This is a genomic window from Actinoplanes sandaracinus (assembly GCF_030009775.1).
Lineage (GTDB): Bacteria > Actinomycetota > Actinomycetes > Mycobacteriales > Micromonosporaceae > Actinoplanes > Actinoplanes sandaracinus.
The window spans coordinates 225,299-237,420 of record NZ_JASCTH010000014.1 but is presented as its reverse complement, the minus strand read 5'-3'; the positions used below and the strand labels follow the sequence as shown (position 1 = coordinate 237,420).

Genomic DNA, 12,122 nt, shown 5'->3' with positions numbered 1-12,122 from the left:
AAGAACATGCTAAGAAGGGGGCCGCGGGCTCCCGGCGGACCCGATCGTTTTGGTGACGTTTGCAGCGATTGTGGAAATTCGTGTCCCGGGAACCGTCAGAACTCTCATGGCGGATTCCTAGGAAACGCTTCTAGGGTCGATGAATGCAGAGTCTGGCGGTCGTGCCGTGATGACGGTGCTCCGCCCGGACGAGGCCGGCCCGCCCGAGCCCGTTCCGGCGGAGCCGAAGACCCGGTGGAACACCGCTGAGCTGCGCCGCAGAGTGCTGATAGGCGCGATCGTGGTGTGGGCCGTGGCGATCACCGCGCTGGTGGCCGTGCGCGGCGGCGGAAGCGGCCAGACGCCCGCCGTGGCCGCCCCGTCGGCCTCCCCGTCGCCCTCCGAGACACCGTTCACCGTGGCCGAGATCCACCAGGCGCTCACCCCGTCGGTGGTGCTGATCGAGACCACCGGGCACGACTCGCAGAACCGGCTCGAAGCCGGCACCGGCACCGGTGTGATCGCCAACGCCGACGGCACCGTCATGACCGCCTTCCACGTCGTCGACGGCGCCGAGGCGATCCGGCTCACCTACGCCGACGGCACCAGGGCCGCGGCACGGATCGCGAGGCAGCAGCCGTCGCGGGACATCGCCACGCTCACCCCCGACAAACTGCCGGAGACCCTGGTCCCGGCCGTGCTCGGCGGCGGCAGCCGGATCGGCGATCTCGTGGTGGCGATCGGCAACCCGCTCGGCCTCACCTTCAGCACCACCAGCGGCGTCGTCTCCGGGCTCGACCGCAAGTTGAACGGGGACGACGGCAAGCAGGACATCGAGGGCCTCATCCAGTTCGACGCGGCGGTCAACCCCGGCAACTCCGGCGGGCCGCTGATCAACGACCGTGGGCAGGTGGTCGGCATCGTCATCGCGCTGGCCAACCCGAGCGGCGCCGGCACCTTCATCGGCATCGGCTTCGCCGTCCCGATCGGCGCTGCCCTCGGCGGCGGCGAGGGCGACGGCCAGTCCCCGCCCCTCTGACACGTCCCCCGACAGAGAAAGCGACGGATACATGAGCTGGACCGACGCCCCGCCCGCCTCCGCCGGCCCGATCGAGAAGGTGCTCTACGAGGTCAAGAAGACCATCGTCGGCCAGGACAACCTGCTCGAACGAATGGTCGTGGCCCTGCTGGCCCGCGGGCACATCCTGGTCGAGGGCGTCCCCGGCCTCGCCAAGACCCTGGCGGTGAAGTCCCTCGCGGAGGCGATCGGCGGCGACTTCCACCGGGTGCAGTTCACCCCCGACCTGGTGCCCGCCGACATCGTCGGCACCCGCGTCTACAACCAGAAATCCGGTGAGTTCCAGGTCCAGCTCGGCCCGGTCTTCACCAACCTGCTGCTCGCCGACGAGATCAACCGGGCGCCGGCGAAGGTGCAGAGCGCGCTGCTGGAGACCATGCAGGAGCGGCAGGTCACCATCGGCCGCGAGACGCACCGGCTACCCAGCCCGTTCCTGGTGATGGCCACCCAGAACCCGATCGAGAACGAGGGCGTCTATCCGCTGCCCGAGGCGCAGGTCGACCGTTTCATGATGAAGGTCGTGGTCGGCTATCCCAGCGTGACCGAGGAGTTTGTGGTGGTCGAGCGGGCCCTCGGCCGGGCCGCCGTGATCCAGAGGATCATCGACCCGCCGACGCTGGCCGGCCTCCAGGAGCAGGTGGACAAGGTCTACGTCGACCCGTCCCTGATCGAGTTCGCGGTCAACCTGGCCCATGCCACCCGCGACCCGTCCCGGGCCGGCCTCACCGACCTGGCCCGCTATGTCACCTTCGGCGCCAGCCCACGGTCCTCGATCAGCCTGGTGCTGGCCGCCCGAGCGCTCGCCTTCATCCGCGGCCGCGAATACGTGGTGCCCGAGGACCTCGGCGACCTGGCCCTCGACGTGCTGCGGCACCGGCTGGTCCTCTCCTACGAGGCGCTCTCCGACGAGGTGACCGCCGACCTGATCATCTCGAAGATCCTGGCGAACCTGTCGTTCCCGGAGCCGGCCGGCGGCCGGGGCCGATAGATGACGAACGCCCCGGACCGGCTGTTGCGGCACCTGGAGTGGAAACTCGGGCGCCGCCTCGACGGGCGCCTGCAGGGCTCCTACCGGACCGTGTGGCACGGCGCCGGTCTCGACTTCACCGACCTGCGCGCGTACACGCCGGAGGACGACGTCCGGCACATCGACTGGAACGTCACGGCGAGACTCGACGAGCCGTTCGTCCGGCAGTACACCGAGGACCGTGAGATGACGGCCTGGATGGTGATCGACCGGTCGGCGTCGATGCGCTTCGGTGGGGGAGAGGGCAAGGAGTCGGTCGCTTCCTCACTCGCGATCAGCATCGCCCGGCTGATATCGCAAGGGGGCAACCGGGTCGGGGCGATCCTCTTCGACAATCAGGCCGCCAAGATCGTTCCGCCGCGCGCCGGACGAGATCAGGTGCTGCGGATAGCGCGCGAAGCCACCGCGGAAGTCACGAAGAAGTCGGACAAGACTACTGACCTAACGGCGATGCTGCGCCTTGCTGCGACCACCACCGCCCAGCGGCGCAGCCTCGTCTTCGTGATGTCCGACTTCATCGGCGAACCCGGCTGGGACCGCCCGCTCGCCCAGCTCACCCACCGCCACGAGGTCGTCGTCATCCGCGTCGTCGACCCCGCCGAACTGGAACTCCCCGACCTCGGCCTGATCCTCGTCGAGGACGCCGAGACCGGCGAACAACTGCTCGTCGACACCAGCGACCCGCTGCTGCGGTCCCGGTTGACCCAGCAGGCCGGCGCCCGCGAGGAGGAACTCGCCGCCGCCATGCGCAAGGCCGGTGTCGACGCCCACCGGATCACCACCGACCAGGACATGCTGACCGCCCTGGTCGACATGGTCCGCCGATCCGGACGGAGACGCCGGTGACCTTCCTCTACCCGGCTCTCATCGCCGTCGCCGTCGTGATCACCGCAGCGGCCGTGACGGGCTACCTGGCCCTGCAGAAGCGACGCGCGGCGGGATTGAGAGCGGCCGGCTTCACCTCCCTGACCGGCGGCGGAGTCCGTCGCCACCTGCCGTACGCGCTCCTTCTCGCCGCCCTCCCGGTGATGCTGACCGGCCTGGCCCGCCCGCAGGCCGAGGTCGCCGTGCCCCGCGTCGCCGGCACCGTTCTGCTCGCCTTCGACATCTCCAACAGCATGTCGGCCGACGACGTCGCCCCCAGCCGGCTCGGCGCCGCCCAGGAGGCCGCGAAGGCGTTCGTCGAGGACCAGCCGGACACCGTCGACGTCGGCGTTCTCGTCTTCGGCGACCAGGCCCTGCTCACCCAGGCGCCCACCGACGACCACGCCGCCGCGGTCGCCGCGATCGGCCGGGTCACACCCAGCGGCGGCACCTCCCTCGGCCAGGCCATCCTGGTCGCGCTCGGCACGATCACCGGCAAACCGGTCAGCCTGCCCCCGGGCCAAGGCGCGGCGGGCACGGCCGCCCCGGCTCCGGCCGACCTCGGCTACTGGCCGTCGGCGACGATCGTGGTCTTCTCCGACGGCGAGGAGACCGGCGGGCCCGACGTGCGGGCCGCCGCCGAACTCGCCGCGGCCGCCGGAGTGCGGATCCAGACCGTCGGCGTCGGCACCGCGAAGGGCGCGACCGTCGAGGTGGACGGCTTCCAGCTCGGCACCGCCCTCGACGAGACCCTGCTGACCACGGTGGCGCAGGTGACCGGTGGGGCGTACCAGCAGGCCGGCGACGCGGCCGCGCTCACCGACAGCACGAAGTCGATCGACCTGCGGCTCACCACCGAGAAGGAACCCCTCGAGCTGACCGCACCGTTCGCCGCGGCCGCCCTGGTGCTCCTGACCCTTGGTGGGCTGCTGGGCGTCCGCTGGCACGGAAGGATCGTCTGATGTCGCTGAGCTGGCCGTGGGCGCTGACCGCGCTGCTGGCCGTACCGCTCCTGCTGACCGCCCGCTGGTGGTTCAACCGCCGCCGGAAACGGACCGCGGTCACGGTGTCGAGCATCGCCCTGATCCGCGCCGCCCTGCCCGGCCGGACCGCCTGGCGCCGGCGCGTCCCCGTCTGGCTGTTCCTGGCCGGGCTCGTCGCCCTGGCCGGGGGCGTCACCCGGCCACAGGCCTCGGTCGCCGTGCCGTCCAACGACACCACCATCCTGCTGGCCATCGACGTGTCCGGGTCGATGTGCAACACCGACATCGCCCCGAACCGGCTCGCCGTGGCCGTCGACGCCGCCCGCGGATTCGTCGAGTCCCAGGACGGCGACACCCGGATCGGCCTGGTCGCCTTCTCCGGCATCGCCGGGCTCCTCGTCCCGCCGACCACCGACAAGCAGCCCCTGCTCGAAGCGATCGACAACCTGAAGACCGCCCGCGGCACCGCGATCGGCCAGGCCATCCTCACCTCCGTCGACGCGATCGCCGAGATCAACCCCGAGGTGGCCAAGACCGGTGTCGACCTCGGCGCGCCCCCCGACGGCCTGCCGGTCGACTACCAGCCGGACACCATCGTGGTGCTCACCGACGGTTCCAACACCACCGGCGTCGACCCGGTCACCGCCGCCGGGCAAGCCGCGGCGAGGCGGCTGCGCGTCTACACGATCGGCTTCGGCACCACCAACCCGCAGCAGATGGTCTGCACCGCCCAACAGGTCAGCGGCGACTCGGCCTTCGGCGGCGGTGGTTTCGGCGGGGGCGGTTTCGGCGGCGGCCGCGGCGGCGGCAACCGCGAGATCGACGAGGACGCGCTGACACAGGTCGCCGACCTGACCGGAGGCCGCTACTTCAAGGCCGAGGACGCCGAACAGCTCACCGACGTCCTCGGCGACCTGCCCCGCGAGTTCGCCCTCACCAAGCAGAACGTCGAGGTCACGGTCTGGTTCCTCCTCCTCGGCACGCTCCTGGCGATCAGCGGGATCGGCCTCTCCCTCTGGTGGAACCGCGGCCCGGCGACCCGTCGCCCCACCCCAGCCGGCCACCCATCCGCGCTCCCTAACCGGCCCGCTGCCGGCTACCCATCTACTGACCCATCCGCCGCCGGCCACCCCTCCGCGACGGGCCATGCTCCACCGCTTTCTCGCCCGTCCGCGACTGGCTACCTGTCTGCGACCGGTCACCTCCCGGCGGACCGTCGCCCGTCTGCGGCGGGTCACCCTCCGGCGGGCCCTCGCCCGTCTGCGGCCGGTCACCCTCCGGCGGACCCTCGCCCTTGACGACCCTTCCCTTGTACGCCGTCCGGGGCCTTCAACCGCACCGGGACCGTCCCGCCTCCACGACGCGGGGTGGGCACCACACCGGACCGTAGCGCGGCCTCCGGGCTGAATCCGTGGTCACCGGATGGCACTGACCGCCGCATCCCAGCCCCGGACGCGGCCCTCAGCGTCCTTAGACCGCATCTCGTTTGGGGTTGTTGCAGCGCAACATCATTCGTTGTACGGGCCGTGGGTGATGTGGAGAAGTACTGCCCGGAAGCGTTGTGGCACCTGGCGCAGCCGCTGCTGCCCGAGCACCCGAAAAGGCATCAAGGCGGCGGGCGGCGGCGTATCGACGATCGTGTAGCGCTTGCGGCGATCCTGTACGTGCTCGACGCCGGCTGCGCCTGGAACGAGTTGCCGGAGTCGTTCCCGATCTCGTCGGCCAGCACGCACCGCCGGTTCACGGAGTGGGTCGAACAAGGGGTGATGGAAGCGCTGCACCGGGCCACGCTTGATGTGCTCGGCGCTGCCGGGCAGATCGACTGGTCGCGGGCCAGCATTGACGCCCTGCACGTGCGGGCGGTAAAAGGGGGGACCTGACCGGGCCGAGCCCGGTAGACGGCGGTAAGCCCGGTTCCAAGGTTCACGCGATCAGTGACCGGAACGGGCTTCCGCTGCACGCCGACATCTCGGCTGCCAACGTCAACGACCACAGGGTGCTGGAGGATGTGGTCGACGGCGTCACGCCCGTGCGTCAGCCGGTCGGCCGGCCCCGGAAACGGCCCGCGAAGTTGCACGGCGACAAGGGCTACGACTACCGGGCCTGCCGCCAAGCTTTGACGCAGCGCGGGATCAAGGCCCGGATCGCGCGTAAGGGCATCGAGTCCTCGACCCGGCTCGGCCGGCATCGCTACGTCATTGAGCGTTGCCTGGAGTGGGTCACCCGGTTCCGGCGTCTGGTCCGCCGCTACGACCGCAAGGCTTCCCACTTCCGCGGATTCCTGCGCCTGGCTTGCGCTGTCATCTGCTACCGCCGCGCGGCCAGACTGAACCTGTTGACCAGCAACAACCCCAAATGAGATGCGGTCTTAGCCTGCTGAACAGTGAACCCTGAGCGACCAGGGTCCTCAGCCAGGCGGGGAACCGGATCCTGAGCTGGTCGGGCACCGGATCGTGAGCCAGATTGGGCAGCGGATCAAAAGCTGGCCGCGCCTCGGATCCCGAGCCGGGCTGGGCCTCGGATCCTGAGCTGGGCTGGGGCAGGGGGTCCCGAGCTGGGCTGGGTAGCGGATTCTGAGCCGGGCTGTGCACCGGATCATTAGTCCGCCCGGCAGCGGGGCCCTCACGAAGCAGCGTAGGTGCGGGTAACCCACCTTCTTCAAAACCTGACACCCGTTGTGGGTGTAGCCCACACCCACAACGGGTGTCGAGTTTTCTGACGACACCATCGCTGAAAAGCTCGCTCCGCGTTTCCCGGTGCGCCAGCGAGGACCGCGTCCCCGGAAGGCTCGTGCACCCGGACAGCCCGCATGCCTAGGCACCGGATTGCACGGAATAGCAGGACAGCGGCGACGCAGGGGTTTCCGTCCACGGGGAGCCGGGCGGGCGGTCTAGGCCCGCTCGCCGGGATGCTGCGCTGATCGCGTTGCCGCACTGGTCGTGTTGCCGCACTGGTCGTGTTGCCGCACTGGTCGTGTTGCCGCACTGGTCGTGTTGCGGCGCGGCCGTGTTGCGGTGCTGGTCGTGTTGCGGCGCGGTCGTGTTGCGGTGCTGGTCGTGTTGCGGTGCTGGTCGTGTTGCGGTGCGGTCGTGAGGCGGTGCTGGTCGTGAATGTCTTCTCCACACGGTCAAAGGCGGCCGTCTGTGTCCCCTGTGGCGTGAGTTGGCCGGTGGAATGTGCGGGCAGGACAGGCGTGCCCCCGTGGTGAGGGTTTGGCGCCGGGGTCAGCTGGTGGGGCGGTGGTCGGGCCGGGTGGGGGAGTGGTCAGGCGGGTGGGGTTGTGGTGAGGCGGCGGTGGCGCTGGGCTGCCATGCGGACCGGAGCGTTGGGTTCGCCGAAGCGTTGGTAGCCGCCGCGGCGTTCGACGATCTCGAAGAAGACTCGGCCGCCGAGTACCGGGGTGTAGAGGTGCAGCAGTTCGCCCCCCGAGGGGTCGCGGTCGTAGAGGATGCCGTGCCGGCTCAGTGTGGCGACGAAGTCGCCGTCGAGGTCGAAGCGGGCGGCCAGGTCGGCGTAGTAGTTGGCCGGGACCGGCAGGACCGGCACGGTCAGCGCGGCGGCGGTGGCCACGATGTCGGTGGTGGCGAAGGCGACGTGCTGCGGGTCGGCTACCGCTGGGGCCCATTCGCCGCGGCGTAGCAGGGCGACGGTGAGAGCGACACAGACTGTCCGATTCGGACCGGCGACGGCTCGGGAGCGCATGAGACCGAACGGGGCGGCGTATTCCTCGGCGGCGACATCGTCCAGGCCGAGCACGGAGTGGTAGAAGAGGCCGGCCTCGTCGAAGTGGTCGAACGGCTGGGTGAGCCCCAGGTGGTCGGTAACGAGCAGGCCGGCGCCGGCTCCGGCCGGAGTGCTGGCGAGGCGAGGGCTGGAGCTGGCCGGGGTGGTGGAGAGGGAGTCGGTTGGGGTGGTGGATAGGGAACTGGCCGGAGTGGTGGTGGAGAGGAAGTCGGCGCGCCAGTTGGCGGTGGGGTGGGTGACGAAGATGCTGGTGCCGTCGGGGGCGGTGATTGCCGCTAGTTCGGCCTCGCCGGGTTCGCGCACGTTCGGGTGAGCCGGTGCTGAGAGAGCGGCGGCGCGCTCCAGTGACCGTTGCGGATCATCTGAGGTGATCGCGAAGGCGCTGATGCTGGCGGTGCCGGGCGTGTGGGGTCCGGTGATCGCGCTGTTGAGCACGATGCGGCAGGAGTTCTGTTCCCAGAGTTCGACCGGTTTGGTGCGGTGCTGCCCGGTGTGTGTGAAGCCCAGGCCGCGCAGCGCGGTCCGCAGTTCGGGGCCGGAGCGCCCGTCCACGGCGAATTCGGTGAAGGCGTGCCCGGTCAGCGTGGGGGCCGCCGGGAGGCGCCGGGTGCCGAGACGGTCCTCCAGGGCGGTCAGCGAGCGCATCGCGTCGACCGCGGTCCGGGCCGGGTCGGACTGGCGGAACACGTCGTTGAAGACCTCCAGCGACAGCGGCCCGCCGTAGCCGGCGGCGAGCGCCCGGCTGACGAATCCGGGCAGGTCGAAGGTGCCCTGGCCGGGGAAGAGGCGGTGATGGCGGCTCCATTGGAGCACGTCCATGCGCAGGCGGGGCGCGTCGGCGAGCTGCAGGAAGAAGATCTTTCCGCGGGTGATGTCGGCGATGCCGTCCGGGCTGACCTCGCGGGACAGGACGTGGAACGAGTCGAGGCAGAGCCCGAGCGCCGGGTGGTCGGCGCGCCGCACGATCCGCCAGGAGTGGTCCCATGTGGAGACGTGCCGGCCCCAGGCGAGCGCCTCGTAGGCGATCCGCATGCCCCGCTGTGCCGCCCGGTCGGCCAGTCGCGCCAGTTGTGCGGCCGCCAGATCGTCGTCGTCGACGGCTGACGGGTGGACCGACGAACAGACCAGGACGGTGTCGGCGCCTAGTTCAGCCATCACGTCGAACTTGCGTTCCGCGCGGTCCAGGTTCTTCTTGAGGAGCGCGTCGTCGACCGTCTCGAAGTCGCGGAACGGCTGGTAGAGGTCGATGCCGAGGCCCAGGTCGGCGCAGCGTGTGCGGACTTCGGCCGGTGACCACGCGGACACCACGAGATCGTTCTCGAACAGCTCGATGCCGTCGAAGCCGGCCGCGGCGGCGGCGGTCAGTTTGTCGTCCAGGGTGCCGGAAACGCAGACGGTGGCAATCGACCGGCGCATCGGGTCCTCACCTTCGTAGGTAGCCGGTCACCAGGTCGCCGAGCATGGTGCGGTAGTGCTCCCGGCGGTCCGGGGCCAGCAGGTCCCGGTCGAAGAGCGCGCCCCACGTGTGGCGGTTGGCGACGCGGAAGAAGCAGAACGAACTGATCATCATGTGGACGTCGAGGGCGTCGACGTCGCCGCGGAACACGCCGTCGGCGCGGCCCCGCTCCAGGACCCGGCCGAGCAGGTCGACAGCCGAGCTGTTGAGGTCGACGAGGCGGGCCACGTGGGTCATGTGCCTGGCGTGTTGCGCGTTCTCCACCCCGACGAGCTTGATGAAGGCGGGGTGCGCCTCGTGGTGGTCGAAGGTGACCTCGGCGAGCCGCCGGACGGCGGCCGGCGGGTCGAGGTGGTCGACGTCGGCGGTCTGTTCGGCGGCGCGGATCTCCGCGTAGGCACGCTCCAGAACAGCGAGATATAGCTGCTCCTTGCCGCCGAAGTAGTAGTAGATCATCCGCTTGGTGGTGCGGGTCCGGGCGGCGATCTCGTCGACCCGGGCGCCGCTGTAACCGCGGTCGGCGAACTCTTCGGTGGCGACGTCGAGCAGCTCGGTGCGGGTGCGTTCGGCGTCGCGCCGTCGCTCGACCGTCTCTGCCGGCACCGGTTTCTCCTTGTGCATGAAGCAAGTCTGCCGTGGGGCTTGACAGTGTTCCCCGTCACACCCGATAACTAACGTACCAGTTAGTACATTAGCGGTTCTCGTTCTGTGGATGGAGTTCAGGATGGCGGCAGTCCGGTGCGGGTTGATCGGGACCGGGATCGGTGCGTCGCTGTCACCGGCACTGCACGAGGCCGAGGGGCGCCACCACCGCCTCGGGCTCACCTACACGCTGTTCGACGCCGCCGCCCCGGCGGAGCTCGACCGGTTGCTCGACGAGGCCGAGCGCGACGGCTTCGCCGGACTCAACATCACCCACCCCTTCAAGCAGCAGGTCATCAAGCACCTCGACGACCTGTCACCGCAGGCCCGCGCCATCGGCGCGGTCAACACGGTCATCTTCCGAGACGGCCGGCGACAGGGTCACAACACTGATGCGTACGGGTTCGCCGAGTCCTTCAGGTGCGGTCTGCCCGGCGTGGCCACCCGCCACGTCGTGCAGATGGGTGCGGGCGGAGCCGGAGCCGCCTGCGGCCACGCTCTGCGCGCCCTCGGCGCCGGACGGCTCACCATCGTCGACCCGGACGCCACGCGGCGTGCCGATCTGGGCGCCCGCCTCGGGGCGGACCACACCCCGGCCGTCACACCGGAACTGATCGCCGGCGCCGACGGACTGGTCAACGCCAGCCCGGTCGGCATGCGCCACCACCCGGGAATCCCGCTTCCCGCAGCGCTGCTCCACCGCGGCCTGTGGGTCGCCGACATCGTCTATCTGCCGGTCGAGACGGAGCTGCTGCGCGCGGCCCGTGCCGCCGGACTGCGGACGGTCGGCGGCGCGGCGATGTGCGCCTTCCAGGCCGCCGCCGCGTTCGAGCTGTTCACCGGGCGTACCCCCGACATCGAGCGGATGTTGCTCCACCTCTCCCATCTCTTGGACAGGGGCAGATCCCGTCTTTTGGAGCGCGGCAATGCTTACCGAGACCACCACTCGTGAACTCCCCGAACCCCCCTCACTGCGCCGGATGGTCGGCCCCGGCATCGTCGCCGTCGGCATCGGCATGGCGGCCGGCGAGATCATTCTCTGGCCGTACCTGACCGCTCTCGGCGGGCTCGGGCTGCTCTGGCTGGCGTTCACCACGCTGGCCGTGCAGTTCGTCATCAACATGGAGATCGAGCGTTACACCCTGGCCACCGGTCAGACCGTGATCGGCGGCTTCTCCCGATGGTGGAAGGGCTGGGGCATCATGATCTGCCTGGCCGGCGCCTTCCAGTACGTGTGGCCGGGCTGGGCGACCAGCGGTTCCACCATCCTCACCTACCTGTTCGGCGGCGGCGACCCGGTCTGGATCACCGTGGCCGGGCTGGGCATCCTGGGCGTGCTGCTGTCACTGTCCAAGGTGATCTACAAGACCGTCGAGCGGGTCGAGACGGTCAAGGTCGTCCTCACTCTGTTCTTCCTCGCCGTCGTGGTCGTCTTCGTCATCTCGCTGAGCACCTGGGGCGAGGGCGCGAAGGCCACGGTCACCGAGTTCGGGCAAATCCCGGAGGGCATCACGTTCACCATGCTGCTCAGCGCGATCGGCGCCGCCGGGGCCGGTGGTGTGCACAACCTGGTGCTCAGCAACTGGATCCGGGACAAGCGGTACGGCATGGGCGCGCACGTCCCCCGGCTGGTCTCCCCGATCACCGGCCAGGAGGAGGCGGCCGGCGGCGACCGGTACACCTTCCCGCTGGACGAGACCTCGCTGAGCCGCTGGAACCTGTGGTGGAGACGGGCGAACGCCGAGCACCTGGTGACGTTCGTGGCGGTGTGTTTCGTGACCATCGGCGTGATGAGCCTGCTCGCCTACGAGACGCTGTTCGGCCGGGGCGACCTCAAGTCCGACCCGTCGTTCCTGCGGATCCAGGGTGACATCTTCGCGGCCGAGGTCGGTGACTGGCTCAAGCTGCTCTTCCTGGCGGTCGCGGCGGTGTCGCTGTGGGCGGCGGCGATGGGCCTGCTGGACATCATCGGCCGGGTCGCGTCGGACTTCCTGCGCCGCAACTACCTGGAAGGGTCCACGCGCTGGACCGAGCCGCGCCTCTACCTGATCGTGGTGTGGGTGGAGATCGTGCTCGGCTCGGCCATCCTGCTGGCCGGGTTCACCCAGCCGCTCGCCCTGCTGATCGTCTCCACCTGCGCGGCCTCGGTGGTGACGCTGCTCTACTCGGTCCTGCTGGTCCGGCTCAACACCCGTGACCTGCCGGCGCCGATGCGGATGCGGGGCTGGCGGCTCGGCGGGATGCTCGTCGCGATCGGCTTCTACGGCTTCTTCGCCCTCGCGATGATCGTCACTCAGCTCGAGAAGATCTGATCCTCCGGTGGCCCGGTCGCGTGCCCGGGCCACCGGA

General features: G+C 70.0%; 10 protein-coding genes. 8 read left to right on the top strand and 2 right to left on the bottom strand.

The window, feature by feature from the left end:
- The first annotated feature begins 139 nt into the window (after nucleotides 1–139).
- From QLQ12_RS22440 to QLQ12_RS22415, 6 genes are all read left to right on the top strand, one after another.
- Nucleotides 140–1,018: a S1C family serine protease gene (locus QLQ12_RS22440; protein WP_282762255.1), complete on the top strand. Its 879-nt coding sequence runs from the start codon at nucleotides 140–142 to the stop codon at nucleotides 1,016–1,018.
- A 31-nt stretch (nucleotides 1,019–1,049) separates the two neighbouring features.
- On the top strand, nucleotides 1,050–2,045 hold the full coding sequence (locus tag QLQ12_RS22435) for an AAA family ATPase (RefSeq protein WP_282762254.1): 996 nt from the start codon (nucleotides 1,050–1,052) through the stop codon (nucleotides 2,043–2,045).
- Nucleotides 2,046–2,930 (top strand): DUF58 domain-containing protein, encoded by an 885-nt coding sequence (locus QLQ12_RS22430; protein ID WP_282762253.1) that lies wholly within the window; start codon nucleotides 2,046–2,048, stop codon nucleotides 2,928–2,930.
- The gene (locus QLQ12_RS22425; RefSeq protein ID WP_282762252.1) at nucleotides 2,927–3,910 is read left to right on the top strand and encodes a vWA domain-containing protein; all 984 of its coding nucleotides are present in this window, start codon (nucleotides 2,927–2,929) and stop codon (nucleotides 3,908–3,910) included. Before QLQ12_RS22430 ends, QLQ12_RS22425 begins: the two co-directional genes overlap by 4 nt.
- A complete protein-coding gene (locus QLQ12_RS22420) occupies nucleotides 3,910–5,229 on the top strand; it encodes a VWA domain-containing protein (protein WP_282762251.1) in 1,320 nt (439 codons plus the stop codon). Before QLQ12_RS22425 ends, QLQ12_RS22420 begins: the two co-directional genes overlap by 1 nt.
- Before the next feature lie 237 nt (nucleotides 5,230–5,466).
- A protein-coding gene (locus tag QLQ12_RS22415) for an IS5 family transposase (protein ID WP_282762291.1) occupies nucleotides 5,467–6,290 on the top strand; the annotation gives its coding sequence in 2 pieces (ribosomal slippage) (nucleotides 5,467–5,799 and nucleotides 5,802–6,290; 822 coding nt in all).
- Nucleotides 6,291–7,195: 905 nt separating this feature from the next.
- On the opposite strand, the gene QLQ12_RS22410 is transcribed toward QLQ12_RS22415, so the two are convergent.
- Both QLQ12_RS22410 and QLQ12_RS22405 read right to left on the bottom strand, forming a co-directional pair.
- Nucleotides 7,196–9,091, bottom strand: coding sequence for a bifunctional sugar phosphate isomerase/epimerase/4-hydroxyphenylpyruvate dioxygenase family protein (locus QLQ12_RS22410; protein ID WP_282762250.1), 1,896 nt, complete (start codon nucleotides 9,089–9,091; stop codon nucleotides 7,196–7,198).
- 7 nt (nucleotides 9,092–9,098) lie between these two features.
- Nucleotides 9,099–9,734, bottom strand: coding sequence for a TetR/AcrR family transcriptional regulator (locus QLQ12_RS22405; protein ID WP_282762249.1), 636 nt, complete (start codon nucleotides 9,732–9,734; stop codon nucleotides 9,099–9,101).
- Nucleotides 9,735–9,855: 121 nt separating this feature from the next.
- On the opposite strand from QLQ12_RS22405, the gene QLQ12_RS22400 reads away from it, so the two are divergent.
- Both QLQ12_RS22400 and QLQ12_RS22395 read left to right on the top strand, forming a co-directional pair.
- Nucleotides 9,856–10,725, top strand: coding sequence for a shikimate dehydrogenase (locus tag QLQ12_RS22400; protein ID WP_282762248.1), 870 nt, complete (start codon nucleotides 9,856–9,858; stop codon nucleotides 10,723–10,725).
- A complete protein-coding gene (locus tag QLQ12_RS22395) occupies nucleotides 10,700–12,085 on the top strand; it encodes an Nramp family divalent metal transporter (protein WP_282762246.1) in 1,386 nt (461 codons plus the stop codon). Before QLQ12_RS22400 ends, QLQ12_RS22395 begins: the two co-directional genes overlap by 26 nt.
- Nucleotides 12,086–12,122: the final 37 nt, after the last annotated feature.